Origin of the sequence: Methylocystis rosea, from assembly GCF_003855495.1 — a bacterium.
GTDB classification, from domain to species: domain Bacteria; phylum Pseudomonadota; class Alphaproteobacteria; order Rhizobiales; family Beijerinckiaceae; genus Methylocystis; species Methylocystis rosea_A.
The window spans coordinates 810,586-836,254 of record NZ_CP034086.1; the positions used below are offsets into that span (position 1 = coordinate 810,586).

25 protein-coding genes and 1 tRNA gene are annotated in these 25,669 nt (G+C 62.6%); 12 read left to right on the forward strand and 14 right to left on the reverse strand.

Annotated elements, in window-relative coordinates; all coding sequences use genetic code 11:
* Positions 1-18: 18 nt before the first annotated feature.
* Positions 19-555 carry a c-type heme family protein gene (locus EHO51_RS03735; protein ID WP_164479340.1) on the forward strand — a complete coding sequence of 179 codons (537 nt, stop codon included), beginning with the start codon at positions 19-21 and terminating at the stop codon, positions 553-555.
* Positions 556-663: 108 nt separating this feature from the next.
* On the opposite strand, the gene EHO51_RS03740 is transcribed toward EHO51_RS03735, so the two are convergent.
* Positions 664-987, reverse strand: coding sequence for a GNAT family N-acetyltransferase (locus EHO51_RS03740; protein ID WP_432431921.1), 324 nt, complete (start codon positions 985-987; stop codon positions 664-666).
* Positions 988-1,162: 175 nt separating this feature from the next.
* Here EHO51_RS03740 and proS point away from each other — a divergent pair, with 175 nt between their 5' ends.
* From proS to EHO51_RS03755, 3 genes are read left to right on the forward strand one after another with little or no spacing between them, the layout of a single operon-like run.
* Positions 1,163-2,503: a proline--tRNA ligase gene (gene proS / locus EHO51_RS03745; RefSeq protein WP_124737764.1), complete on the forward strand. Its 1,341-nt coding sequence runs from the start codon at positions 1,163-1,165 to the stop codon at positions 2,501-2,503.
* Positions 2,500-3,780, forward strand: a complete 1,281-nt coding sequence (locus tag EHO51_RS03750; protein WP_124737765.1) for a lipoprotein-releasing ABC transporter permease subunit — start codon at positions 2,500-2,502, stop codon at positions 3,778-3,780. Before proS ends, EHO51_RS03750 begins: the two co-directional genes overlap by 4 nt.
* 5 nt (positions 3,781-3,785) lie before the next feature.
* On the forward strand, positions 3,786-4,469 hold the full coding sequence (locus tag EHO51_RS03755) for an ABC transporter ATP-binding protein (protein ID WP_124737766.1): 684 nt from the start codon (positions 3,786-3,788) through the stop codon (positions 4,467-4,469).
* Between the two features lie 7 nt (positions 4,470-4,476).
* Here the strand turns inward: EHO51_RS03755 and EHO51_RS03760 are convergent, their stop codons facing one another.
* A complete protein-coding gene (locus EHO51_RS03760; RefSeq protein WP_124737767.1) occupies positions 4,477-5,055 on the reverse strand; it encodes a hypothetical protein in 579 nt (192 codons plus the stop codon).
* A gap of 408 nt (positions 5,056-5,463) precedes the next feature.
* On the opposite strand from EHO51_RS03760, the gene EHO51_RS03765 reads away from it, so the two are divergent.
* Positions 5,464-6,156: an enoyl-CoA hydratase-related protein gene (locus EHO51_RS03765; protein WP_245434729.1), complete on the forward strand. Its 693-nt coding sequence runs from the start codon at positions 5,464-5,466 to the stop codon at positions 6,154-6,156.
* A gap of 17 nt (positions 6,157-6,173) precedes the next feature.
* On the opposite strand, the gene EHO51_RS03770 is transcribed toward EHO51_RS03765, so the two are convergent.
* The 3 genes from EHO51_RS03770 to EHO51_RS03780 form a co-directional block, all read right to left on the reverse strand.
* Positions 6,174-8,468: a putative bifunctional diguanylate cyclase/phosphodiesterase gene (locus EHO51_RS03770; RefSeq protein ID WP_124737769.1), complete on the reverse strand. Its 2,295-nt coding sequence runs from the start codon at positions 8,466-8,468 to the stop codon at positions 6,174-6,176.
* 3 nt (positions 8,469-8,471) lie between these two features.
* Positions 8,472-9,533: a crotonase/enoyl-CoA hydratase family protein gene (locus EHO51_RS03775; RefSeq protein WP_245434730.1), complete on the reverse strand. Its 1,062-nt coding sequence runs from the start codon at positions 9,531-9,533 to the stop codon at positions 8,472-8,474.
* A 122-nt stretch (positions 9,534-9,655) separates the two neighbouring features.
* Positions 9,656-11,011: a multicopper oxidase family protein gene (locus EHO51_RS03780; RefSeq protein WP_124737770.1), complete on the reverse strand. Its 1,356-nt coding sequence runs from the start codon at positions 11,009-11,011 to the stop codon at positions 9,656-9,658.
* A gap of 104 nt (positions 11,012-11,115) precedes the next feature.
* Between EHO51_RS03780 and EHO51_RS03785 the strand changes: the two genes are divergently transcribed.
* The 5 genes from EHO51_RS03785 to EHO51_RS03805 all read left to right on the forward strand — a co-directional run bounded on the left by EHO51_RS03785 (position 11,116) and on the right by EHO51_RS03805 (position 16,085).
* Positions 11,116-11,433, forward strand: coding sequence for a hypothetical protein (locus EHO51_RS03785; protein ID WP_124737771.1), 318 nt, complete (start codon positions 11,116-11,118; stop codon positions 11,431-11,433).
* Positions 11,434-11,648: 215 nt separating this feature from the next.
* Positions 11,649-11,733, forward strand: a tRNA-Leu gene (locus EHO51_RS03790).
* Positions 11,734-11,810: 77 nt separating this feature from the next.
* The gene (gene tig / locus EHO51_RS03795; protein WP_124737772.1) at positions 11,811-13,157 is read left to right on the forward strand and encodes a trigger factor; all 1,347 of its coding nucleotides are present in this window, start codon (positions 11,811-11,813) and stop codon (positions 13,155-13,157) included.
* A 208-nt stretch (positions 13,158-13,365) separates the two neighbouring features.
* Positions 13,366-14,001 carry an ATP-dependent Clp protease proteolytic subunit gene (locus EHO51_RS03800; RefSeq protein WP_124737773.1) on the forward strand — a complete coding sequence of 212 codons (636 nt, stop codon included), beginning with the start codon at positions 13,366-13,368 and terminating at the stop codon, positions 13,999-14,001.
* A 74-nt stretch (positions 14,002-14,075) separates the two neighbouring features.
* On the forward strand, positions 14,076-16,085 hold the full coding sequence (locus EHO51_RS03805; RefSeq protein ID WP_124737774.1) for an acetyl-CoA carboxylase biotin carboxylase subunit: 2,010 nt from the start codon (positions 14,076-14,078) through the stop codon (positions 16,083-16,085).
* A gap of 24 nt (positions 16,086-16,109) precedes the next feature.
* Here the strand turns inward: EHO51_RS03805 and EHO51_RS03810 are convergent, their stop codons facing one another.
* The 4 genes from EHO51_RS03810 to EHO51_RS03825 all read right to left on the reverse strand — a co-directional run bounded on the left by EHO51_RS03810 (position 16,110) and on the right by EHO51_RS03825 (position 19,518).
* A complete protein-coding gene (locus EHO51_RS03810) occupies positions 16,110-16,853 on the reverse strand; it encodes a DUF2490 domain-containing protein (RefSeq protein WP_245434731.1) in 744 nt (247 codons plus the stop codon).
* An 80-nt stretch (positions 16,854-16,933) separates the two neighbouring features.
* Entirely contained in the window at positions 16,934-18,499 is a 1,566-nt protein-coding gene (locus EHO51_RS03815; RefSeq protein WP_124737775.1) for a SulP family inorganic anion transporter, read from the reverse strand.
* Positions 18,500-18,543: 44 nt separating this feature from the next.
* Positions 18,544-19,212, reverse strand: coding sequence for a carbonic anhydrase (locus EHO51_RS03820; RefSeq protein WP_124737776.1), 669 nt, complete (start codon positions 19,210-19,212; stop codon positions 18,544-18,546).
* A 78-nt stretch (positions 19,213-19,290) separates the two neighbouring features.
* Complete coding sequence (locus EHO51_RS03825; RefSeq protein WP_124737777.1) at positions 19,291-19,518, reverse strand: hypothetical protein; 228 nt, start codon at positions 19,516-19,518, stop codon at positions 19,291-19,293.
* Between the two features lie 120 nt (positions 19,519-19,638).
* On the opposite strand from EHO51_RS03825, the gene nhaR reads away from it, so the two are divergent.
* Positions 19,639-20,529 carry a transcriptional activator NhaR gene (gene nhaR / locus EHO51_RS03830; protein ID WP_124737778.1) on the forward strand — a complete coding sequence of 297 codons (891 nt, stop codon included), beginning with the start codon at positions 19,639-19,641 and terminating at the stop codon, positions 20,527-20,529.
* On the opposite strand, the gene EHO51_RS03835 is transcribed toward nhaR, so the two are convergent.
* Positions 20,526-21,602, reverse strand: a complete 1,077-nt coding sequence (locus tag EHO51_RS03835) for a 5-(carboxyamino)imidazole ribonucleotide synthase (protein WP_124740033.1) — start codon at positions 21,600-21,602, stop codon at positions 20,526-20,528. The two genes, nhaR and EHO51_RS03835, sit on opposite strands and share 4 nt — an antisense overlap.
* Positions 21,602-22,066 carry a 5-(carboxyamino)imidazole ribonucleotide mutase gene (purE, locus tag EHO51_RS03840; RefSeq protein WP_124740034.1) on the reverse strand — a complete coding sequence of 155 codons (465 nt, stop codon included), beginning with the start codon at positions 22,064-22,066 and terminating at the stop codon, positions 21,602-21,604. Before purE ends, EHO51_RS03835 begins: the two co-directional genes overlap by 1 nt.
* Before the next feature lie 191 nt (positions 22,067-22,257).
* Between purE and EHO51_RS03845 the strand changes: the two genes are divergently transcribed.
* A complete protein-coding gene (locus EHO51_RS03845) occupies positions 22,258-23,472 on the forward strand; it encodes a cation:proton antiporter (RefSeq protein ID WP_124737779.1) in 1,215 nt (404 codons plus the stop codon).
* A gap of 47 nt (positions 23,473-23,519) precedes the next feature.
* On the opposite strand, the gene EHO51_RS03850 is transcribed toward EHO51_RS03845, so the two are convergent.
* From EHO51_RS03850 to EHO51_RS03860, 3 genes are all read right to left on the reverse strand, one after another.
* The gene (locus EHO51_RS03850) at positions 23,520-23,735 is read right to left on the reverse strand and encodes a YdcH family protein (RefSeq protein ID WP_029651219.1); all 216 of its coding nucleotides are present in this window, start codon (positions 23,733-23,735) and stop codon (positions 23,520-23,522) included.
* 99 nt (positions 23,736-23,834) lie between these two features.
* Entirely contained in the window at positions 23,835-25,250 is a 1,416-nt protein-coding gene (locus EHO51_RS03855) for a protein adenylyltransferase SelO (protein ID WP_124737780.1), read from the reverse strand.
* 107 nt (positions 25,251-25,357) lie between these two features.
* On the reverse strand, positions 25,358-25,537 hold the full coding sequence (locus tag EHO51_RS03860; RefSeq protein ID WP_124737781.1) for a YdcH family protein: 180 nt from the start codon (positions 25,535-25,537) through the stop codon (positions 25,358-25,360).
* Positions 25,538-25,669: the final 132 nt, after the last annotated feature.

The window sequence follows — 25,669 nt, forward strand, 5'->3', positions numbered from 1 at the left end:
GGGGGCCGGGAGGAAGAGATGACCAAGGGAATCAACAGAAAGATTGTTATGGCGGTTGCGATGGTCGGCGGATTGGCCGGCGTGACGCTCGCCGCATCGGCTGAAAACGCCGCCCCGATCAAGGATCCCGAGATCGAGCGCACGCGGCAGCACATCAAAATGCTCGATGACGTCTTCAAGACGGCGGTGGTGCTGATCGACGAAACTTACGTCAAACACCCATCGGACCCCTCCGCCGCGTCGGCGGCCAAGGCGCTCTTCGCCGCGATGAAAAAGAACGGTTGGTACGACGTCAGGCTGATCGGGCTGACCGACAAAGTTGGCGATCCCGACGACGAGCCCAAAGACGCCTTTGAAAAGACGGCGGCGAAAAGGCTGCGCGGCGGCGGCGAGCAGGCTTATGAAGAAATCATGGAAAAGGACGGCAAGCGCTATTTGCGGATGGCCACCGGGATACCCGTCGTGTCCGAGAACTGCGTGATGTGCCATGCGCATTTCAAAGGCGACAAGGGCAATATCGGGGCTTTGTCCTACACCATGCCGGTGGTGAAATAAGCCAGCGCCGTCGAGCGGGGCGACAAATTGAAAGAGGCCTCGACGCATGTGTCGAGGCCTCTTTTTTGAGAACGGAGAACAGAAGGGCCGCCAGCGATCTCGTTTCGCTTAGGGAAGAAGATCCTGGTACTCCGGATGTTTTTCCACATAGTCCGCGACGAAGGCGCAATCGCCCTGAACCTTCAGCCCGCGCGCCCGCGCGAATTCCAGCGCGTTGCGGATGAGCTCTGAGGCGACGCCCTGACCGCGCAGCTTTGGCGGCGTCTGCGTTGAGGTGAAGACCATCACGTCATTGTCGATGCGGTAATAGGCGAGCGCCGTCTCGCCATCGATGTCGAGTTCGAAGCGACTGAATTCGGGATTGTCGCGTACGCTTCCCCAGGGATGTCTGTTCGCAGGCTCACCTTTAGACTTGCCCATAACCTCGCCCATGCCGGCCTCCTCAAGCGTTCATGATCCCGAAATGGCTAGGCCCGGCGAAAAGGGAAGGGCGTCTATGGCTTGCGTTTTCGGCCGCGCCGGGTTCAAAAGCTCCGCCCGCGCCGTTTTTCCGGGCGGCGAACGGGCTATGCTCGCCGCTCCTTCGATTCGCCCAACTGGATCCCACATGCGCCTTTCCCGCTATTTCCTGCCCATCCTGCGCGAGACGCCGAAAGAGGCGGAGATCGTCTCGCACCGGCTGATGCTGCGGGCGGGCATGATCCGACAGGAATCGGCCGGCATTTACGCCTGGCTTCCGCTCGGCCTGCGCGTGCTCAACAAGATCAACGCCATCATCCGCGAGGAGCAGACCCGCGCCGGCGCCATCGAATGTCTGATGCCGACCATCCAGCCCGCCGATCTGTGGCGCGAGTCGGGGCGCTATGACGCCTATGGCAAGGAAATGCTGCGCATCGCCGACCGCCATGACCGCGAGATGCTTTACGGCCCGACCAATGAAGAGATGATCACCGAGATTTTCCGAGCCTATGTGCGTTCATACAAGGATCTGCCGCTCAATCTCTTTCATATCCAGTGGAAGTTCCGGGATGAGGTGCGGCCGCGCTTCGGCGTGATGCGCTCGCGCGAATTCCTGATGAAGGACGCCTATTCCTTCGATCTCACAGCCGAAGCCGGCCAGCATTCCTATAACAAGATGTTCGTCGCCTATCTGCGCACCTTCGCGCGCCTGGGCCTGACCGCCATTCCGATGGCGGCGGAGTCGGGCCCCATCGGCGGCAACAGCCACGAGTTCATTATCCTCGCCTCGACCGGCGAGAGCGAAGTCTTTTGCCACAAAGATTTTCTGTCCTTCGCGCCGCCGCCCGCTTCGATCGACTTCGACGATGCGGCGGCGTTGCAGGCGGTCGTCGACAAATGGACCAGCCGCTATGCGGCGACGAGCGAGATGCATGACGCCGCCGCCTTCGCCGCCGTTCCCGAGGACGCGCGGGTCGCGGCGCGCGGCATCGAGGTCGGCCATATTTTCTACTTCGGAACCAAATATTCCGAACCGATGAGGGCCGTCGTCAACGGACCGGACGGCAAGGAGGTCGTCGTGCAAATGGGTTCCTACGGCATCGGACCGTCGCGCCTCGCCGCCGCCATCATCGAGGCTGGCCATGACGACAATGGCGTCATATGGCCCGAATCCGTCGCCCCCTTCCATGTCGGAGTCGCCGATCTGAAAGTCGGAGACCCGGCGACGGGCAAGGTCTGCGCCGATCTCGTCGAGCAGCTCGAGAACGCGGGACTGGACGTGCTGCATGACGATCGCGACGAACGTCCCGGCGCGAAATTCGCGACCCTCGATCTCATCGGCCTTCCCTGGCAGGTTCTGATCGGGCCCAAGGGCCTGGCTGAGGGCAGGGTGGAAGTGAAGCAGCGCCGCACCGGAGAGCGGGAGCTTCTCGCGCCTCAGGACGCCGTCACGCGCATCGTCGCCGCGATGAGACAGGCTCAGGCATGACCGAAGCGGCGCAACCGGCAAGAGGCGCCGGCGCCTTTTCGACCTTTGAGCGGATGGTGGCGCTGCGCTATCTGCGCGCCCGTCGCGCCGACGGCTTCGTCTCGGTCATCGCCGGCTTTTCGTTCCTCGGCATCATGCTGGGCGTCGCGACCCTCATCGTCGTAACTTCGGTGATGAACGGATTCCATCGCGAGCTGATGGACAAGATCATCGGCATAAACGGCCACGCCTTTCTGCAGGCGGTGGAGACTCCGTTCACGGACTGGGACAGGGTCTCCGCGAAGACGGCGAAGCTGCCCGGCGTCCAGCTTGCAATTCCCATGGTCGAGGGCGCGGCCGGCATATCGACTCAGTTCGGCCAATCGGGCGTGCTTGTGCGCGGCGTGCGCGAGAAGGACCTGACGCGGCTTCCCGGCGTGGCGGGCAACGTCAAGAGCGGCGCGCTTGCCGGATTCGATAAGGCCGGCGGCGTCGCCATCGGTCAGCGGTTGGCGGAGACGCTCGGCGTCGGCGTCGGCGACTCGGTCAGCCTGCTCATCGCCAAGGGCGTGCAGACGCCTTTCGGGGTCGCCCCGCGCATCAAAGCCTACAAAGTCGTCGCGATCTTCTCTATCGGCATGTCCGAATTCGATAGCGTCTTCGTCTATATGCCGCTTACCGAGGCGCAGCTCTTCTTCAACAGGGAGAATGAGGCGACCGTCGTCGAAGCTTTCGTCACCGATCCCGAGAAGATGGACGATTTTCGCATCAACGTCGAAAAGGCGATCGACCGGCCGCTGATCATCACCGATTGGCGCCAGCGCAACAAGACGTTCTTCGACACGCTGCAGGTCGAGAAAAACATCCTCTTTATCATTCTCGCTTTGATCGTCGTGGTCGCGGCCTTCAACATCATCTCCGGGTTGACGATGCTCGTGAAGGACAAGACTCAGGACATCGCCATACTGCGCACGATGGGCGCGACGCGAGGCGCGATCTTGCGCGTGTTCCTGATTATCGGAGCTTCGATCGGCGTCGTTGGCACGCTGGCCGGCTTTGCGCTAGGTCTGGCGCTGGCGAAAAATCTCGACACCATCCGCCTCGGCGTTAATAAGCTTTTTGACGCCAATCTCTTCCCCGCGGAGTTCTATTTTCTCTCGCGCTTGCCGGCGATCGTCGACCCCCGCGAGGTGACGGCGATTGTGGCCATGACGCTCACGCTCGCCGTACTCGCCTCGATCTATCCAGCCTGGAAAGCCGCATCGCTCGATCCGATCGAAGCGCTGCGGCACGAGTAGTCGCGATGAGCGAGGCCGTTCTCGAATTCCGCAGCATTGCGCGCCACTATCGCGAGGGCGAGGCGCGGCTCGACATTCTGATGGACGTCAATCTGTCCATCTACCCGGGCGAAACGGTCGCGCTGCTGGCGCCGTCTGGCGCCGGCAAGTCGACGCTCCTCCATATCGCCGGACTCTTGGAGCGCCAGGACGGCGGCGAAGTGCTGATTGCAAATGCGCCGACGTCGCGCATGTCCGACCCCGAGCGCACGCGTCTGCGGCGCGCCACCGTCGGCTTCATCTATCAGTTCCACCATCTGCTGCCGGAGTTCTCGGCGCTCGAGAACGTGGCGCTGCCGCAGATGATCAATGGCCTAAGCGCGAATGAAGCGCGCCTGCGGGCGCAACAGCTGCTCGACTATTTGCGGCTGGGGCCGCGCGCGTCGCACCGGCCCTCGGAGCTTTCCGGCGGCGAACAGCAGCGCGTCGCCATCGCCCGCGCGGTCGCGAACGCGCCGCATCTTCTGCTTGCCGACGAACCGACGGGCAATCTCGATCCGCGCACGGCGGAGCATGTTTTCGGGACTTTGTTGGCGCTTGCGCGCAGCACCGGACTGGCGGCGCTCATTGCCACTCACAATCTGGAGCTCGCCAAACAAATGGACCGCCGCGTAACCCTACGCGACGGTCGAATAGAGCTGCTAAGTTGAAGCCGATTTAAGCCTTCGGCGCGGACTTCTTTTTGTCGATGAACTGATTCTTGTACCAGAGCCCGAAGCCAACCAGCGCCAGACCCGCGAAGAACACGGCGATCGTTATTTCCCTGGATTGGGTCAAGCCGACAGAAAAGGGGAAGCGAGCGACATATTCTTTCGCGCCATCGTCGCTTTTCGCCTTCACCAGACCGATGAACTTGCCTTCTTGCGGAAAGACGTGTTCGAAGGTGAGTGTGCCAGACTTATACTTCTTGGGCGGAGAATAATACTCTGTATTCGCCTCGAGATTTTCGGTGTCGTCCTTCTGGCCGACGTCGCGGACGACGCGCATTTCGAGATTCATGTCTCGCAGTTCGTCCTGCTGCGCATCCAGGGTGATAATGGTGGGCCCGGCGTCCGGAATGTCGTCGCAGAACTGTTCACGCGACTTTTGCGGCTGATACCCTGTGAAAGTCATCGTATCGGGGCCGAGTTTCATCAGGCATTGGCCCTGATTGATGCCGACGTCGCCATGCGCGTGTGCTTGCGTGACCCAGCCGGCCGCCGCGAACAGCACAACGGCGAAAAATCGCATGATCATCTGGTTTTCTCCCTTCTGAACCGGCCGCTCTGCAATGAGCGGTCTCTTCTTGGCGCGCAGGTCCCGGTTCCGACGCGCCAGTTTTCGCACACCCTTTGAGCGAAGGCGAGCTGCGACGGGCGAGATTCCGGAACCTCCAGCAGCGCTTGAGTTAATATAAATTAGCTGCGCTCACTTGTCCCGCGACCAACGGCCACACGCGCGCAAAAAAGTATGCGCGGCCCTTTTATTGTACAAACTCGTCGCCTGACGATGATTTTTCATAAGGCCTGCCGTTAGAGAAGTTGCTTAAGCGTCATGCACTTGGCCTAACTTCGGCGCAATTTCAAGGCAATCATGAGCGCCAGGGTTGGCGAAGTTAATTTTTCATTTAACTTAATCCAGCCTTCACAAACTATGGCGGGAAACATGTTGAACTTTCCTTATCTGCGCGACGAAGCTGAACTTTCTGTCATCGGCGGCTGTCTTTCGACCATCTGGTTGAAAGACCACCAGGCTCTAGTATTGCGCAAGACTCGGCCGGGTTTTGACGCGCTGACGATCCGTACAATTACCGAGATTTTGTCGGCGATTGACCGAGGCGAGCTGAACGAGCTCCGCTACCTCGTCTATGATTTCGCGCATGGCGTGCGAGAGGCGCCGAGGCCGGCGGAGGGTTTCGGAGAGATGGCTGCCGAAAATTCCGAGCTGATCGTCGATACGCCGGTGATCACGCTCGCCTGGGCGCGCGGCCTGATGAGCGGCTCCGATTTCGACTTCGCGATGCATTGCTCCGCCATCGTCGCCGAAAGGGACGCGCAATTCTCCTTCTCGGGAGATCCCTCTGATCTTCTGGGACTTTACGCGGCGGTTGGCCGGACGCTCGGCTTCGTCAAGGCGGAACGTCTCATGGAAGGCAATACGGCGCTCCCCGCCGAAGACGCCCATGAAATGCTGATCGTTAGAGACGTCGTCGAGCCGCAGCCTGGCGCCGCTGCGATAGAGCGCTACCTCGCTCAGTTCGGCCGACGCTATAACGCCTCGCACGCGATTTTTCGCGCGCAACGCATGGTGCAACCTGGGGTTGATCGGCGGAGCCTGGTGGCGCTTGAGCGCAACTGATGCTTGTTATCGAAAAATCACGCCGCGCTGACGAGGCGCGGCGCGTCGCGCCAATACTTGAGGAGCGGTCTCAGCTCCTCTATTGGCCGAGGTCTCGTGTATAGATATCCCTGAATGAGAAAAATATTCTTGCTTGCCATGAAGGCGAGCTGAGCGTCAGTTTCGACGCCCTCGGCGACGAGATCGATGGACAGATCCCGCGCCAGCGCGGAGATCGCCGAAATGATCGCCTGCGTCTTCGGCGACTCGATCGCCTGCCGCGCGAAGGAGCGATCGATCTTGACCTTCTTGACCGGGAAACGATTGAGATAGCCGAGGCTGCTGTAGCCGGTTCCGAAATCATCGAGCGAGAGACGGACGCCGAGCGCTTCGATCTCGCGTAATTTACTGTCGACGTCATCTGACACCATGAGCGTCGTTTCGGTGATTTCGAGCTCGAGACGATCGGGCTCCAATCCAGATTCGCGGAGCGTCGCCGCGACCATCTCGGCGAGATCCTTCTGTTGGAACTGTCTCGGCGCGATATTGACGGCGACACGGACGTTCGAAGGCCACGATTTCGCGTCCATGCACGCCTGCCGCAGCGCCCAGGCGCCGAGTTCGATGATCATGCCGGTTTCTTCGGCGACAGGAATGAATTCGCCCGGCGAGATCATTCCCCGGGTCGGGTGGCGCCATCGCAGCAGCGCCTCCATGGAAACGATGGTCGCGGTGCGGGAATCGACGACCGGCTGATAGTAGACGATCAATTCGTTCGCCAGGAACGCGTGACGCAGTTCGGTGTCGATTACCCGCTTTCGGGTCAGCGCATCCTGCATCTCCTGGGAATACCAAATCGCCTTGCCGCGCCCTTCAGCTTTCGACTGGTAAAGTGCGAGATCGCTGCATTTGAGCAGGCCGCCGGAGGTCTCCGAGTCTTTGGGCGCCGCAGCCATGCCGATGCTCGCGCCGATGTTGATGACGTGATTTTCGACGATGAAGGTGCGATGCATCTCGGCAAGTATGTTGGCGGCGAGTTCATCAACGTCAGGAAGGTGGTCGCCGGCGCGCAGCAGCACGCAGAATTCGTCGCCGCCGAGCCTCGCCACGACATGCGGATGCGGCACGCAGGCGGCGAGACGCGCTCCGACCGCGGACAGCAGCTGATCGCCGATGGAGTGGCCCAGCGTGTCATTGACGTCTTTGAACCGATCGAGATCAATGTTGAGCAGCGCGGCGTGGAGCCCGCGTTGCCTGAGCTGAACCATTTCCTCCTCCAGCGTCTCCTGAAATTGATAGCGGTTCGGGAGATTGGTCAGATCGTCGAAATGCGCGATGCGCTCGATCTCACGGAGCGCGCGCTTTTGTATCGTCACGTCCTCGATGACGGTAATGAAGGATCCCGCTTCGGCGCGTTCGCAGTGAAACTCAAAGAAACGTTCGCCGAGCTTGTGCGTGAAGATGTTCGCACGCGGCATTGTGACGTGCCGCTTCCATCGCTCAAAAAAAATTTTGCCTTCCTGCGGCGACATGCCGACGCTTTTGCCGATCGCATGCGCCAGCGCTTCGAGCCGGATCGGCGTCGCCGCCGCCACGATGCCGAAGAAATCGATCACGCGCCGATTCACGACCGTGACGGACAGGTCGGCGTCGCCCATGCACAGGCCGTGCGTCATCGAGTTCAGCGCGAGGCTGAATTTCTGCCGCTGGCGGGTGGCGTCCAAGCCGTTGCGCAGCGCCGACTCCAGATTGCCGTGCAGAAATTTCGTCGTTGAATGAATGGAGACGATCAGCAGCACGACAATCAGCGCAAGCCCGAGGTAGCGCCGTTCTTCATGCATCATCGCGGCGATCGCAAGCGGAAGCGCGAGGCCGAGCGATTGCGCGAGAACGATCCAGGGACGGCCGGCGTTGCGACCCGCGAGTCCGCTAAGGCCGCTCATCATAATGACGATGCTGTAAATGCCGAGCACGTCGTTGTAGTGATTGTAGAACAAGACCGCGACGGACACACCGACCGCCGTCATGAAGCCGACCGCGCCAATCGCGTAGAGCCTCTCCCATTCCAGCGAATCCCGTCGGCGAAGCGAGACCGGCGTGCTCGCATGCGCAAAGAAAACGTAAAGGCGAAAGGCGCCGAGAACGCCGATCAGCGCCACGAAGTAGAGGTAGATTCGATCGCCGAGAAGGAGCCAAGCGAGCGCAGGCGCGATGAGGCCGCCGAGAAGGCCCGCAAAAAACGAACCGGCGGTGCCGAACAGGGTTTCAACCAGGTCGCTATGGATTTGAAGATCGGAGCTTTCGCTGGCGGCTGGCTTCGCGCGGACGAGCATGAGCTAATCCTCTTTCAAAGGCGGCGGCTTTTTCAAAGCCTCGCCCTTGCCGGAGGGAAGCTCGTCGCGGGGAAGACGCGACTGCGCCGAAACAAGCCGTTCCATATAACGCAGGTCGTGCCGTGAAATGGCCATGGAGCAATCCGTCCAAAGCTCGACCACCCGAAGCAATTCTTCTTTGCGCACGGGGAAACATTGCTTGCGAAAGTTGACGAGGGCCTGACGGCGCCGCCAGTTCGCGCCGTCCGGGTCGAGCATCCACTCATGGGCGGTTTCGAGCGCCCGGCCTTCCGGCGCGACGACGTCGATAATGTCGAGATCGAACAGTTCGCGCGCCGTATAAACGCGGCCGGCCGAAAGAATCTGTTGTGTTCGCGCCGGCCCCACGCGCCTGGTGAGAAACGTCACCGCGCCCATTCCCGGAAAGGTGTTGAAGGCGATCTCGGGCACTCCAAGACGCGCGCTCTCCTCGGCGATGACAAAATCGGTGGCCAGCGCCCCTTCGAAGCCGCCCCCCATGCACTGTCCTCTGACGACGGAGAGCGTCAGGACAGGAAGATCGAAAGCCGATGTCAGCGTGTACATGACCTCGATACAGGCGTAGGCGTAGGTTAACAGGGAATCACGGTCATTGTTCCTGATGCAGGAAACGAATGTCGCAAGATCGCCGCCCAAGCTGAATACATTTGGCTTCTTGGAGGCCATCACGATGTAGCGGATCGGCCACTTCGAGCCCTCCGTCTGCGCCAGACGTTTGATCGCGTCGCGAAACTCGATCGCCTCCTGCAACATCCGCAAAGTGTAACAGTGCGGCGAGTCTGCGCGATAGTTCATCCACACCGATTGCGTCGGCGCGTCATATTCAATTTCTAGGTGTTCGAAGCGCCAGTGCGGAAAATCTTGGGGAGGGTGCCGTAGGTGCGCGGCGCCGATCATATCCGATACTTCGGGGCCAAGGCCTCCCCCCTCGATGACGCAAAAAAACGAGCCGTCCGGGTCCCGACGCAAGGCGCGGCGGCGCGGGCGGGCTAAGCCGCCAAGCTTCAAGTGAGTTTGATCCAGCATTTGGCAATGCCTTCAACTCGTATTCGAAGCATTTTCCGTCACAGAAGTTCAGACAAAGGTCTGAACAGACGGAAAAAACGTGGTTCTACTTCGGCGTTCTATTAACCTTTGTGACGCTTGCTCTAGGCGACTTCGAACCAAGTCGCCAGTCCGCCCGCTTCGTGCTCCAGAATATCATCATGAATGGCCCACTTTCCAGGCGATTCGGCGAGGAAGGCGGCGTGCTTGGTTTTTCCGGGGGGAACGATCACGCCGTTGCGCCAATAGGGCTCCCATCCGTCATCGAGGTCATGCAGGAGACGCATGCACTGCCCGTGAACATGCATCGCGAGCGCCGCGGCCGACTTGTTGACAAAGCCCAGCGTCACCGGGGTTCCGCGGGCCACTTTGAAGAGAGGCTGGCCTTCGTAGCCTTTCGTCAAGGCGCCGTTGATCGTCCAGGCGGCGCCCGCCGCGTTCCTGCGCGGTTCGATCACTAGATCGACCTTCTTGGCGCTCGCAAGCTTGATCTCGGCAGGGAGCGCCGCATTCTGCGGGAGCGACGCTATCGGTGGGCGCTTCGACGCCTTTGCGCCCTTCGCGTCCGCGACGAAAAGGTCGCGATCCTCGCCATTTGGTCCGCGCAAGATCAAATTGGCCCTGGCGCCCTCGGTCTCCGGCATGTCGAACATCAGCTCGAAGCGCGCCCCCGGCGCGACGGGAATGCTCCGCTTGATCGGCTCGAAGGCGTCGCACGGCTGGCCGTCGATGGCGATGACGAAAGGCTGCGCGCCCGCGAGGGACAGCACCATGATGCGCGCATTGCTGAGATTGGCCAGGCGCAGCCGCACCCTAGCGCCGGGCGCGAGGCTCTGCAGGGCCGGCGCAGCCTTGCCATTGACGCAGAGCAGCGGGCCGATCCGGCCGACGCCGCTTGCCGCCGCCGGATCGTTGAAGCCGCCGACGACCTGGCCCGCGTCATCAAGCCGCCAGTCGTCGAGCACGAGAAGCAGGTCGGCGTCTGCGGGCAGCGGCGTCGGCTCATCGACGACCAGCAGGCCCTTGAGGCCGCGCCCGACAAGCTCCGGCGTCGCGCCGTAGACGCTCGGCCGGTAGCAGAATAGGCCGGGATCGGCGAGCGTGCGGCGGTAATCAAAGGACCCGCCTGGCGCGACCGCCGCCTGAGTCAGCGGGGCGACGCCCTCCATCGCATTGTCGCCCCGCAAGCCATGCCAGTGAATGGTCGCGGGTTGGTCAAGCTTGTTCAAGAAACGGACGGCGAGTTCGTCGCCCTGCTGGTAGCGCAGGACGGGCCCCGGCGTGTTTCCGTCGAAACCGAGAATGCTGGTTTCGCCGCCGGACAGGCGCGCCTTCCCCGGCCGGGCTTCGAGCTGCCGCAGGGAGCGCGGCGGCGACTGCGCCACCGCCGGAAGCGCCGCCAGGCTGGCGGCGACGCCCGAAAGAACGACGCGGCGGGAGAGGAGTTGTGACATCGCCATCTAGCTATGGCGCAGCCCGGCCCGTTGGGCAATGATTGAGAGCTTCAACGTCTCGCGCGCCGTGAGGGGAGCGAGAACGGCCAAAACACGAGGAGGCTAGAGACATGAGCGCGCCGCGCATGAAGAAGACTGCCGCAATTTTGGGCTTCTGCAGCGCGTGCGGGTTTCTGCCGCTCACCGCGTGGGCGCAGGCTTCGCAAGGCTATTCCGACTATCGCCAGTCGCTGATCGCCGGCGGCTGGAAGCCCAATGTCGGCTACGGGCTGAAAACCGCCCGCGGCAAGCCCCTCTATAAGTTTCCGGAAGTCGTCTGCGGTCCGACGCTCTGCAACGCCAAATGGCGCGATCCCCAGGGTCATGAAAAGGTCATTACGCTGATCCGCGGCCTCGAGGGGGCGGATCACCGCGTGGCGCCACAATAGACAGCGGCGGCTGGCATCCCGCCGCGACCATGCTATAGAGCGACGCCCGACGAATCGAGTTCGCGCTTGGGAGCGCCTTGGCGCGCCCTCAAAACGCGCAAGGGACTGCGCCTTTTCGGGGGAACAGGATCGTTTGAGAGGAAGTCGAACAGTGCGATTTCATCTCAAGCGATCCCGGTTCACGGGCAGGGGATGAGGCGGCCCTTCCGCCGATCGCGGGCGTGGCGGAACTGGTAGACGCGCCGGATTTAGGTTCCGGTGACGAAAGTCGTGGGGGTTCGACTCCCTCCGCCCGCACCAGAGCCGCCGACCGTGGCAGTCGAATAATCGTCGTCGCGCGCCGGCGACGCGCAGTCATCATTAAGAAGGCTATTGAGATGCAAGTGACGCAGACCTCCTCGCAGGGTTTGAAGCAGGAATACAAGGTGGTTCTGCCGGCCGGCGAACTCGCCGCCAAGCTCGCCGCCCAGCTCACCGAGATTCAGGCGAAGAGCCAGATCAAGGGATTCCGCCCCGGCAAGGCGCCGATTGGCCATCTCAAGAAGCTCTACGGAAAGAGCATCATGAGCGACGTCTTGCAGGAGGCGGTGAACGACGCCAACCGCAAGATCGTCGAGGAAAACGAGCTGCGCATCGCGCTCGAGCCGAAGATCGATTTCCCCGGCGGGCAGGAGGAAGTCGAGCGCGCGCTGACGGCAGAGGGCGATTTCTCCTATGTCGTCACCTTCGAAACGCTGCCCAAGTTCGACATCGGCGCTTTCGACGACATCTCCCTGGAGCGTCCCGTCGCCGAAGTGGCGGATGACGATATCGAGAAGGCGCTGCAGTCTCTCGCCGATCGTGCTCAGGAATTCGAGGCGAGGCCAGAAGGGGCCAAGGCGGAGAACGGCGACAAACTGACGATCGATTTCACCGGAAAGCTCGACGGTGAGCCCTTTGAGGGCGGCGCGGGCGGGGACGTCGATCTGGTGCTGGGCGCGGGAACCTTCATCCCCGGTTTCGAGGAGCAGCTCGAGGGCGCCGCCGCCGGCGAGCAACGCGTCGTCAAGGTCCGGTTCCCGGAGGACTATGCGGCCAAGCAGCTCGCGGGGAAGGACGCCGAGTTCGACGTGACGGTCAAGGCCGTTGCGGCGCCCAAGACGCTCGGGCTCGACGAGGAGCTTGCCAAGAAATACGGCTTCGAGTCGCTCGAGGCGATGAAGACCGCCGTTCGCGGCAATCTCGAAGCCGATTTCGACAAGGCGTCGCGCGAAAAGATGAAGCGCGCGCTCCTCGACGCGCTCGACAGACGCTATTCCTTTGAGCTGCCGGAGAGCCTTGTCGCGCAGGAATTCGCCAATATCTGGGGCCAGCACGAGCAGGAAAGCCAGCGGGCGGGCCAACCCGTCGCCGAAGACGGCAAGACGGAGGAAGAGACGAAGGCCGAGTTCCGCAAGATCGCCGAACGACGCGTGCGGTTGGGGCTGGTTCTGGCGGAGATCGGCAAAAGCGCCGACGTGAAGGTGGACGAAAAGGATCTGACCGACGCTTTGGTCGAGCGGGCGCGCATGTTCCCAGGCCAGGAGAAGGCGGTTTGGGACTATTACCGCAACAATGAGCAGGCCCTCGCCCAGCTCCGTGCCCCGATCTACGAGGAGCGCGTCGTCGACCACCTCTCCAAACTGATCAAGATCGCCGACAAGACCGTCTCCCGCGCAGAGCTGTTCAAGGAAGACGAGGAATAGTCGGTCGTCCGGCTGTCTTCTTCCCGCAGGCGGCGGCGCGCCGCGATGAAATCCGGCATCTCAGGCTCATGCGCACGGCGCGCTGCGGAGATCGTGGCGTGACAGCCGCAATCGAGTCTTTGCGTCTGGCGCGGGCGCAGATATATGACGGTCAAGAGTTCCCGGCGCAGGCGCATCCGCCTCCGCCGGACCACAGAGGCGATACGCGATGCGCGACCCAATCGAAAACTACAGCCAATATCTCATCCCACAGGTGATCGAGAACACTTCGCGCGGCGAGCGCGGTTTCGACATCTATTCCCGCCTGCTGCGCGAGCGCATCATTTTCATCACCGGGCCGATCGAAGATCACATGGCGTCGGTCATCATCGCGCAGCTGTTGTTTCTAGAGTCCGAGAACCCCAAAAAGGAAATCTCGCTCTACATCAACTCGCCGGGCGGCGTGGTGACGTCCGGGCTCGCCATCTACGACACGATTCAGTTCATCAAGCCGAAGGTTTCGACGCTTTGCGTGGGGCAGGCGGCGTCGATGGGCTCGCTTCTGCTGGCCGCGGGCGCCGCCGGTCTGCGTTATGCGCTCCCGAACGCGCGCGTGATGCTTCACCAGCCGTCCGGCGGCTTTCAGGGTCAGGCGTCGGATATCCAGCGCCACGCGGAAGACATTCTGAAAGTCAAAAAGCGCCTCAATGACATCTATGTCCGTCACACCGGCAAGGATTATGAGACGATCGAGCACACGCTTGACCGCGATCATTTCATGTCGGCGGAAGAGGCGCGGCATTTCGGCATCGTCGACGCCGTTCAGGAGCGACGGCCCGACGACGAGAGCGACGCCAAGCGATAAACGCCGAAGGCGTCGGCCGCGTTTTCTGAGCGTCCGGCGCCAATTGCTTGAGGGATTGGGGCACTGGGGCGCGCATGTTTCGTAAAATTCTAATCGCCAATCGCGGCGAGATCGCTTGTCGCATCATTAAGACGGCGAAGCGCATGGGACTTGCAACCGTCGCCGTCTATTCCGACGCCGACGCCGACGCGTTGCATGTCGAAATGGCCGACGAGGCCGTCCGTCTCGGCCCGCCGCCCGCCGCCCAGTCCTATCTGCTGATCGATAAGATCGTCGCCGCCTGTAAGGAAACCGGCGCCGAAGCGGTGCATCCGGGCTATGGCTTTTTGTCCGAGCGCGCCGCCTTCGCCAATGCGCTCGCCGAGGCGAATATCGTTTTCATCGGCCCCAATATTCGCGCCATCGAGGCGATGGGCGACAAGATCGAGTCGAAGAAATTCGCCTCGGCCGCCAATGTCAGCGTCGTGCCCGGCTACCTTGGCGTCATCGAGAACGCCGAAGAGGCCGTTACGATCGCCAGGGACATCGGCTATCCGGTGATGCTGAAAGCGTCGGCTGGCGGCGGCGGCAAGGGCATGCGCGTCGCTTTCACCGACGCCGAAGTGATCGAAGGTTTCACGCGCGCGCGTTCGGAGGCGGCGTCTTCCTTCGGCGACGACCGCGTCTTCGTCGAGAAATTCATCGTCAATCCGCGCCACATCGAAATTCAGGTGCTCGGCGACAAGCACGGCAATGTCATCCACCTGAACGAGCGCGAATGCTCCATTCAGCGCCGCAATCAAAAGGTGATTGAAGAAGCGCCGTCGCCGCTGCTGGACGAGAAGACTCGTCGCGAAATGGGCGCGCAGGCCATCGCGCTCGCCAAGGCCGTGAACTATGATTCCGCGGGCACGGTCGAATTCGTCGCCGGTCAGGACAAAAGCTTCTACTTCCTTGAAATGAATACGCGCCTGCAGGTCGAGCATCCGGTGACGGAGCTCATCACCGGCATTGATCTTGTCGAGCAGATGATCCGCGTCGCGGCGGGCGAGCCGCTGCAACTCAAGCAGGAAAACGTCAAGATCAACGGCTGGGCGGTCGAGAGCCGTATTTATGCCGAGGACCCCACGCGCAACTTCCTGCCCTCGGTCGGGCGACTGGTCAAATACCGGCCGCCGGAAGAGAAGCGCGAAGGCGGCGTTACGGTGCGCAACGACACCGGCGTCACCGAAGGCCGCGAAATCTCGATCCACTATGATCCGATGATCGCCAAGCTGGTGACGCATGCGCCAGACCGCCTTCGGGCGATCGTGGCGCAGGCCGACGCCCTCGATCGCTTCGTGATCGATGGAATCCGCCACAATATTCCGTTTCTGTCGTCGCTCATGCAGAGTCCGCGCTGGCGCTCGGGCAATCTCTCGACCGGCTTTATCAGCGAAGAATATCCGGAAGGATTTTCTCCGCCCGAGCCTCGGGGAGATTTGGCGCACACGCTTGCCGCGGTCGCGACGCTCATGGACCACATCGGCAATGAGCGTAAACGGAAGATCTCCGGGCAGCTGCGCGGCGGAAGGCCGGTCGAATTCGAGCGCGAACGCGTGTGCATGCTCGGCGAGCAGAGATTCGACGTCTGCGTCGAGGCGCAAGGCGAAGCGCTGATCGTACGTTTCGCCGAGGGCGATCAGCGCGCCCATCGCGTTTCGACCCAGTGGCGTCCGGGCGAACTCGTGCTCGAAGGCGATGTCGACGGCCGCACGGTCTATGTGCAGGCGCGGCCCATCCTCAACGGCTACCGCCTGTCGCATCAGGGGGTCGACGTCACGGCGCGCGTCTACACCAAGCGCGAGGCGGAACTTGTCGCCTTCATGCCCAAGAAAAAGGACGCCGGCGCCTCCAAGCACCTGTTGTGTCCGATGCCCGGCCTAGTGAAGACCGTTGACGTAACGGAGGGTCAGGAAGTCAAGGCCGGAGAGGCTTTGTGCATGGTCGAAGCCATGAAAATGGAGAACGTGCTGCGCGCCGAGCGCGACGTGACCGTGAAGAAGATCCTGGCGAAGGCCGGCGACAGCCTTGCTGTCGACGCCGTGATCATGGAGTTCGCCTAAATGGCGTCGCGCGCTGACGGCGCGCTACAGGTTGAGGAACATGCTCACCGATAAAATATGATTCATCCGGTGATCGAACGTCTGCGCGCGCCGCGAGACGGCCCGCGATTGGATGAGCTGGTTCATATAGCCGATCTCCACGCGCGCCTTCTCGCTGAAACTATAGCCGAGGCCGGCGAAGCCGCGATTTTGATCGAAGCCGAACCGCGTTGCGGGCGTCGTTGAATTCAGCCGGACAAACACCTCATCCCAGAGCACGAGGCTCAAAGGGGCGTTTTCCCAGAGCGGATGCGAAAAGCGCACAAATTGGCGCAGGCGCCATTCGACGGTATTCACGTTCTGAATGAAGCGCTGCTCAAGGCGCGTGCGGCTTGTCAGGTCGCCGAAGGCGGCCTTGTCGGTCAGCAGGACCTGTTGCCAGATCCGATTTTCATGTTGCGTTTTGGCGTCTTGCGGAAAGGTCGCGATATGCGCGTAGCCGAGCCACAGGCTGGCCTTGTCGGATAGCGCATAGCCGACGCCGGCGCGCCCCAGCGCCTGATCGGCGGTGGCGCCATCGTTCCGAAAGCGCCCCTGGCTTTCCAACCACAGCCGCCATTTTTCCAAACTCGGATCAATCGAGCCGAGCTTGGCGATGGTCGTGACGTTTTCCCAGATCCTGAAATCTTCGTCGACAGCCGCCGCCGGGCCGGTCGTCACGAAAATTCCGAGCAAGGACCCGCCGCAAACGGCGAGCCGCCTCGTCCTTTGAATTGTCGCCGCTGACACCGCCGTCTCCGTGGAAATCGAGCACCCAGCGCATTGGAGCGACTCCTCTCACGCTAGTCAAACGCCACAGAGAAGGTGGATCAGGCCGCGACCGATGTTGGCGTGGGGCGGGCCCGCTCCCGGAACAGGCCGTGCAGCGCATCCCAATCGAGCACCAGTTCGCCGCCGTCGCTGCGAAGTTGCTCGTCCCAACTCGCGAGCAGATCGAGACAGGCGTGATCGATATACGTCAGCTCGTTGAGATGCACATGGAGGCGCGCGCCCCGCGGCAGGGCTTCGAAAGCGGCGGCGAGTTGCGGCAGCCGTATGAAAGTCGCGGCGCCCTCCAGGTGGATCACGGTCATGCCGTTGATCTGTTCCCTGCGGATCTTGAGATGCGAGAACCTGTAGAGCAAGCGCGCGACCGCCAGACCGACGCCAACCGCAATGCCGGTCAATACGTCGGTCGCGACCACGGTCGCGAACGTCGCCGCGTAGATGCCGGTCTCGATACGGTCCTGACCCCAGAGAAAGCGCGCGAAACTGAGATTGATCAGATTGATCCCCGCGTAGACCAGCACTGCCGCGAGGCTCGCCACGGGGATGATGCGGAGCACGTCGGGCGCGAGGGTGATGAACAGCAGAATCCACAGGCCGTGCAGCACGGTCGAGAGTCTCGTGCGTCCGCCTGCCGTGACATTGGCCGAACTGCGCACAATGACGCCCGATATGGGCAGCACGCCAAGAACGCCGCAAAGGAAATTGCCGACGCCCTGCGCCACCAGTTCCCTGTTGTAGCGGGTGCGGGGCGTGCGTCGCTGCATCGCGTCGACGGCGGTCGCCGTCAGCAGCGATTCCGCGCTCGAAACGAACGCGAGCGACAACGCCGCCGCCCACAGCGCGCCCTCGCCGATCCTGCCAAGGGTGTGAGTTGTCGGCAAATTCACCGCGGCCAAAAGATCGTCCGGCGCCGGGACATATTTGATGTCGAGGGCAAAGAACGCCGCGGCCGCCGTCGCCAGGCCTACGCCGACGAGCGGGGCAGGGAGAAAGGACAGCCATCTCGGCGCCCAGCGGCGCCACGAGAGAATTACGGTGACCGTGAGCAGTCCGATCAGGGCGGCGGATTGGTGCGCCTCCATCGTCACGCCCTTCCAAACGGCGAGCGGCAGCGACCAGAGATTGATGACGCCGCCGAACTCCTGTCCCGTCCCGGGCGGCGTATCGTCGACCATCACGTGAAATTGCGACGCGAAAATCAGCAAGCCGATTCCGGCGAGCATGCCCTGAATCAGCGCCGGCGCGACCGCCCGGAACACCGGTCCGAAGCGCAGGGCGCCAGCGGCAATCTGAATCAGGCCCGACAGTATTACGATGAGCCCGAAGACTTCGAAGCCGAGGTCCTTAATGAACACGGCGGCCATCACCGCCGCGCCATTCGCCGCGCCGCTCACTTGCAGGGGACAGCCCGAAAGCATGCCGACGACGATGCCGCCGATGACGCCGCTGATGAGGCCGACGGCGGCGGCGTTCTCGAAGGGAAAACCGGCCACGAGCGCGAGACCCATGGACAAGGGAAGGGCCACGAGCAGCACGACGACGGAAGCGAAGACGTCGTCTTTGATCGTCGAGAGACGAGAAGGCGCGACATCAAGTTCTACAGACATTTTCGCATCCTTTAATGGTTCAGGTTCGCGGAAGCGGCGCGAGGTCAAACCTCGACGCTGACGCGTTCTCTCTCCTCGCGCGCAGGCATTTCCGACGGCGTCGGCGCGAGAGCGAATTGGCGCGTCGCGGGGTCATAGACAAAGACTTCGCCTGTCTCGATCTTGTAGACCCAGCCATGCAGCCTCAGTTTGTCCTGAGCGAGGGCGGAGGCGACGACAGGATGCGTGCGCAGATTTTCGAGCTGCGCGAGCACATTCTCCTGGATGGCGACGTTAAGCTGATCTGCCCCGGTTCTGTCCGCATATTTTTCGTGCATGATGCGCCGTGTGGCTTCGGCGTGCGACAGCCAGTCGCTCAGCGCGGGAAAGGCTGTGGCTGGCGGCGGATCGAGCAGGCCTTTCATCGCCCCGCAATGCGAGTGGCCGCAGACGATGATGTCCTTGACGCCAAGGCCGGCGATCGCGAATTCGATGGTCGCCGCTTCGCCGCCGCGCACGGCGCCGTATGGCGGGACGAGATTGCCCGCGTTGCGCAGGATGAAAAGGTCTCCAGGCGCCGACTGGGTGAGCAGGCACGGGTCGATGCGCGAATCGGCGCAGGTGATGAACAGCGTCTCCGGCGCCTGGCCTTGGGCCAGGCGTTCGAACAATTCGCGCTGGCTACCGAACACCCGCGACTGGAAGTGGTGTAGGCCTTCGATTAACCGCTGCACCTTGAGCTCCTATTGCTTATGCGCGACATCGCGCGCCAACCGCATGAGAACAGCCCGAGCGTCTCTCTCGCGGTCGCGTCAATTCAGGCCGCCGGTTCTTTCATCCGTCTGCTCCGATGCGCCCACGTCGTCGGCCGAGGGCGGTCGGCAATCCGCATCTGCGCTGCGCTTGCGCAATTGGCTAAAAAGGTCGCAGAGCAGGCAGTGTCCAGGAGCGCCGTCGATGAATTCGCGTCCGGTGGCGAATCCGGGCGACGCCAGCGCACCGGCCAAGGCCAGGGCGATGAGTGCGGAGCGATGCGCCATTGCCTGTCCTCCTTTTGGTCGAGCGCCGCCGCAGCGCTGACGTCATCAAAGATGGCGTAAGGGGTTGAGATTGAAAATAAGGATATATAAATTAGTTTCATCGATAAAAGCTATGGAACCATGGAACGTCTTAACTATCAACATTTGTTCTACTTCTGGAACGTCGCCCGGGAGGGCGGCGTCACCCGCGCGAGCGAAAAGCTCGGATTGGCGCAGCCGACGATCAGCGGCCAGATCGCGGCTTTCGAGGCGTCGATCGGCGCGCAGCTCTTCCGCAAGGAAGGCCGCAATCTGGTGATGACCGAAACCGGCCGCACGGTGTTCAATTACGCCGACGAAATATTTTCGCTGGGCCGCGAGCTCGGCAGCGCCTTGAAGGATCGATCGGCGGCGGTAAGCGTCAGGCTGAGCGTCGGCGTTTCCAACGCGCTGCCGAAACTCCTCGTCTATCGTCTGCTCCAACCCGCTCTCGCCGCGCATAATCAAGTCGTCTGTCATGAGGATAAAACCGAGCGTCTCCTGGCCGAACTGCCCGTGCACGGAGTCGATCTCGTGTTTTCAGACTGGCCTGCGACAGGCGCCGCGGATGCGCGGATCTACAATCATCCGATCGGCGAAAGCGGCGTGGCGGCCTTTGCGACGCTGGAACTGCAGCAGCGCTATCGGAAGAATTTCCCGCGTTGCCTTGACGGCGCGCCGCTCTTGCTGCCGACGTCCAACACGGCGTTGCGCCGTTCGCTCGACCAATGGCTGGACGCCAACAGTCTCTTTCCAAGAGTCGTCGCGGAAGTCGAGGACAGCGCCCTGCTGAAGACATTCGGGGCGGGGGGCGCCGGCGTCTTCATGGCGCCGACCGCCGTTCGCGCCCAGGTCGAGGAGCAATATGGCGTCAGATATATCGCGACGCTGGACGGCGTCAGCGAGCGATTCTATGCGATCACCGCGCAAAGGAAAATCAAGCACGCGGGAGTCGCAGCCATTCTCGAGAGCGCGCGGGACTGGCTAGTCTAATCGTTGAACACGCGCGTCACATGACCCATTTTGCGGCCCGCGCGCGTCTCTTTTTTTCCGTAAAGATGCAGACAGGCGCCGTCCTCACGCGCCAGCTCCGGCCATGCGTCGACGTCGTCGCCAATGAGATTGCGCATCTCGACGCGACGACCGTGCCGGCGCGTGGCGCCGAGCGGCCAGCCGGCGACCGCGCGCATATGCTGCTCGAATTGCGAGGTCAGCGCGCCGTCGAGCGTCCAATGTCCGGAGTTGTGCACGCGCGGCGCAATTTCATTCACGATCAAGGTTTCGCGGTCGCCATCGCGGACCACGAACATCTCGACCGCGATCACGCCGACGTAGTCGGCGGCCTCGGCGAGGCGACGGGCGATGTCGATCGCCTGTGTCGCCGTTTCGTCGGCGATCTCGGCGGGCGCCAAGGTCCTCGCCAGAATGTGATGCTCGTGGAGGTTTTCGGAGACGTCATAGGCGCGAAATTCGCCGTGCAGTCCACGCGCGGCGATAACCGACACTTCTTTCTCGAACGGCACGACGCTCTCCAAAATGCATGCCGCGCCGCCAAGCGTGCGAAAGGCGACCGCGAGGTCGCCGCCGTCACGCAACTGGGTCTGACCTTTGCCGTCGTAGCCGAGGCGCCGCGTCTTTAGGATCGAATTGCGGCCGAGCTGCGCGACGGCGCGCGCAAGCGCGCCGGCGTTGTCGACCGGAACAAAATCGGCCGTCGCGATTCCGAGGCTTTGCACGAACTGCTTCTCAATGAGCCTATCCTGGGTCAGGGCCAGCGCCCTGGGATTGGGGCGCACCGGCCGATGCGCCTCGAGCACTTGCGCCGTGCGGGCGGGCACGTTCTCGAATTCATACGTCACGACGTCGACAGATTCGGCGAAGGCGGCGAGAGCGGCTTCGTCGTTAAAGCCGGCTTGCGTGCGGGCGGCGCAGACGTCGAAGGCCGGGTCGTCGGCGACGGGGGAGAAGACATGCGTCCTCAGGCCGAGCCGCGCGCCCGCCAGCGCCAGCATGCGCGCCAGCTGGCCGCCGCCAAGAATGCCGATCGTCGCGCCAGGCGCGAGCATCAAGCGCCGTCGCGCGGCGTCGCCGCTACATTGTCCGTCTGACGCGCGCGATAGTCCGCGAGTCGCGCGGCGAGCGCCTTGTCGGCGAGGGCAAGAATTGCGGCGGCGAGCAGCGCGGCGTTGATCGCCCCGGCCTTGCCGATGGCGAGAGTTCCCACGGGCACGCCGCCCGGCATCTGCACGATCGAGAGCAGCGAATCGAGGCCCTTCAGCGCTTCAGATTCGACGGGCACGCCGAGGACCGGCAGCGGCGTCATCGCGGCTGTCATGCCCGGCAGATGCGCGGCGCCGCCAGCCCCGGCGATGATGACCTTGAAGCCTTCCGATTCGGCGCCCTTCGCGAACGCCGCCAGTCGATCGGGCGTGCGATGGGCCGAAACGATGCGCGCGTCGTAGCCGATCTCGAGCGCCGCGAGAGTTTCGACCGCGTGGCGCATCGTCGCCCAGTCGGATTGCGACCCCATGATGACGGCGACGGGCGGTTTCGACTTCCCCACTCTGCATTCCTTTACAAAGGGAAGCCATGCGGCATAGACGATGGCTTCTCGATAGGCAAGCGCGCGATCGGCGTCGATCGCGGACCGATTTCGCTTCGCGAGAGTGCGGCGCCCGCGCTAAGACTCCACAGCATTCTCTCGATCGGCGTGGTTGAATTATGGATGAAGGCCTGAGGCAAGCGGTCGCCGTGCTGGCGGTGGCGATGATCGTCGCGATCGCCGCCCGTCAAATCAGACTGCCCTATACCGTCGGGCTGGTCATCGTCGGCGCCGCCGTCGCGTTGTCGGGCGCTGACTTCGCGCCGCATCTGACTCATGATCTGATTTTCGACCTCGTCTTGCCGCCGCTGCTGTTCGAGGCGGCGCTGACCCTGTCCTGGCGCGAACTGGTGCGCGATTCGCTGCCTTTGCTCGCGCTCGCGGGAATCGGAACAGTCGTTTCCGCAGCCGTCGTCACGGCGTCGATGACGACGTTGCTCGGCTGGCCTCTCTTCTCGGCGATGCTGTTTGGCGCGCTGATCGCGGCGACGGATCCGGTCGCGATCATCGCGATGTTCAAGGACAACCGGATCAAAGGCCGCATGCGGCTGCTGGTCGAAAGCGAAAGCCTGCTCAACGACGGCGCTGCGGCGGTGCTCTTCGTCATGGCGCTCGCCTTTGTGCAAAGCGGCGGCGCGGACCAGAGCGCCGCGGCGACCGCCCTCACTCTTGTGAAAGTCGTGTTCGGCGGCGTCGTTGTCGGGGCCTTGTTCGGCGGGGCCGCCATCCTCGCCTCGCTGCGCACCTCGGAACATCTCATCGAAGCGGCGCTGACGACCATCGCCGCGTTCGGCTCGTTTCTGGTCGCCGAATATTTCCATGTCTCCGGCGTGCTGGCGACGGTGACGGCCGGTCTCGTCATGGGCAATCTGGGCCTGCTGAGCGAGCAGGAAGGCGGCTACATCACCCTCAAGGGGCGCGAATTCGTTCTGTCCTTTTGGGATTTCGCGGCTTTCCTGGCCAATTCCATGGTGTTCCTTATGATTGGCGCGGATGTGGCGTCGACCCCGTTCGGCGCCGTCGGGGCGACGGCGCTGGCCGTGGGGATCGCGACGGTGCTTTTCGCGCGCGCCGTCGTCGTCTATCCATTGAGTTCGTTGTTTTTCATTTCGCGATGGAAGATCTCTTTTCGCGAGCAGCATGTTCTCTGGTGGGGCGGCTTGCGCGGCGCGCTTGCGCTCGCCCTGGCGCTGTCGCTTCCGGGCGATCTGCCGCAACGCGACGAGATACTCGCCATCACTTTCGCCGTGGTCGGTTTCTCGATTGTGGTTCAGGGCCTCACCATGCCGCTGCTGCTTCGCGCCCTCGGCTTCGTGGCGGGGGGGCGGCCGTAAGCGGCGATCCGGCTACCGAGCGGCGGGAGGGACGAAGCCAATCCAGCTTAAGCGATGATGTCGGGCGTGAGCTGGTCTTCGAGATAGGCGATGCGGTCGCGCAGCAGCAGCTTGCGTTTTTTCAGCCGCTGAATCTGCAGCTGATCGGCGACGCCGACCGCCAGCAACGCGTCGATCGCGGTTTCCAGATCGTGATGCTCCAGCCGAAGCCGTGCGACTTCAGCGCGGGTCGCGCTCATGTCGATCTCGCTCGTATCGTTCATTGACAGCCGCCGTTAGCCATTGAACGCTGGGGAATCGATGGCTCTGGAGCGCAATTATCGCGCCGCAGCGATGGCGCGTTCAAGCGAATTGCTCTGTCGTCATTCATAGGCGCTCCGCATCTCCTCGATTGCAGCGATCTTGGCGTAGAGCGGCGCCCAATCGTCGCGCTCGGCGATCGCCGCCCAAAGCGCCTCGACCTCGTCGATCAGCATCGTACAGGGCGCCGCGCCCTTGAAATAGGGGTGATCCAGGCGCGCAGTCGGCGCCGGCTCGTGTTCGGCCAAAGCGGCGCGCAGCGGCGTGAAAGCTTCGGCTTCGTAATGCGCCGCCGACGGACTGTGTTTGGCGCGCGCCGCGGACGCCATGCCGCCGCGCCAGTCGAAGAAGGTCCGCTCGAAGGGGGCCTGCGTCACTGTCAGAAAATCGACAAAGGCCTTCGCCAGCGCCGCGTCAACTTCGTCGCCGGCAGAGGCGAGCCCGAGCCGATGGAGCAGCGCCGCGCGAAATTCCCGCTGGATAGAGTTGGGAAAGGTCGCCAGAACCTTTTCGGCGGTCTTTAGCCCGATAAGGGGGATCAGACATTCGGCCAGACGGGACAGATTCCAGCCGAGCGCGCCGGGCTGACGGCCAAAGGCGTAGAGCCCGCTTTCGTCGAAATAGGCGGCGGTGAAAGTCGGGTCGTAGACCGGCGCGAAGCGCCATGGTCCGTAGTCGAAGCTTTCGCCGGTGACGTTGATATTGTCGGAATTCAGCACGCCATGAACGAAGCCTGACGCCATGTAGCCGGCGCCGAGCCGGGCGACCCGCGCGACGACCTCTTCGAGAAAGGCGAGGGCCCTTTCCGCCGCCGGCAGATCGGCGATGGCGGGAAAATAGTGGCGGCAGACGTGGTCGAGCAGCCTCTCGATCGCCGCGGCGTCGTCATGGAAGGCGAGGCGCTGAAACGTTCCGATTCGAATATGCGAATGCGACAGGCGCACCAGCACGCTGGAGCGCGTCGGCGAGGGTTCGTCGCCGCGCATCAGCGCCTCGCCCGTTTCGATCAGGCTGAAGGTCTTGGAGGTGTCGACCCCGAGCGCCTCCAGCATCTCCGTCGCCAGAATCTCGCGCACGCCTCCCTTGAGCGTCAGCCGCCCGTCGCCGCGCCGCGACCAGGGAGTCTGGCCGCTACCCTTGGTGCCGAGATCGAGCAGACGGCCGTCCTTGGCGTCGCGCAACTGCGCGAAGAGGAAGCCGCGACCGTCGCCGAGATCCGAGTTGTACACGCGGAATTGGTGGCCGTGATAGCGCAGCGCCAGCGGATGCGCGAACCCGCCCGGGAGCGGCGAGAAACGCCCCAAATGTTCGATCCACTCCGCATCGCTCAGCCCGTCGAGGCCGACCCGCGCCGCCCAGCGCTGATTGCGGTAGCGGAGTCGATGTTCGGGGAACGTGGCGGGTGCGACGCGGTCGAAGAAGGGCTCGCCCAGACCTTCGTGTAACGTCTCGGGGCGATAAAGCTCGGTAACGGGCATAAGGACGAGGTCTCGCAAATCGCGCGCCGCGGCGCGAATGCCAAAAAAATAAGGCGGAGATCTCTCTCCGCCCATGGCGTGAAGCAGAAAGTGAGCGAAGGGAAACGCTAATGTCGCGTTTCGCTAATCGACAATTTGACGAGTTCGTCCTTGATCTGCAGCTTCTTGCGCTTGAGTTCCAGGATCTTCAATTCGTCCGCTTGGGGATGCAGCTGTTCCTGCTCGATCTCCTTTTTGAGCGCGTCGTGGCGGCGCTGGAGTTCGACGATATGGCCCTGCAAGGACATGCGAAACCTCCTTAACTGCTCTCCGCTCGACAAGCGGGAGCGGCGTTAAGTCTGCCACAAAGCGGGCGCGCCGCAAGACTCGAAATCGCCCCACGTCACAAAACTTTTGCACGCGAAGCCCACGGTCTTTAC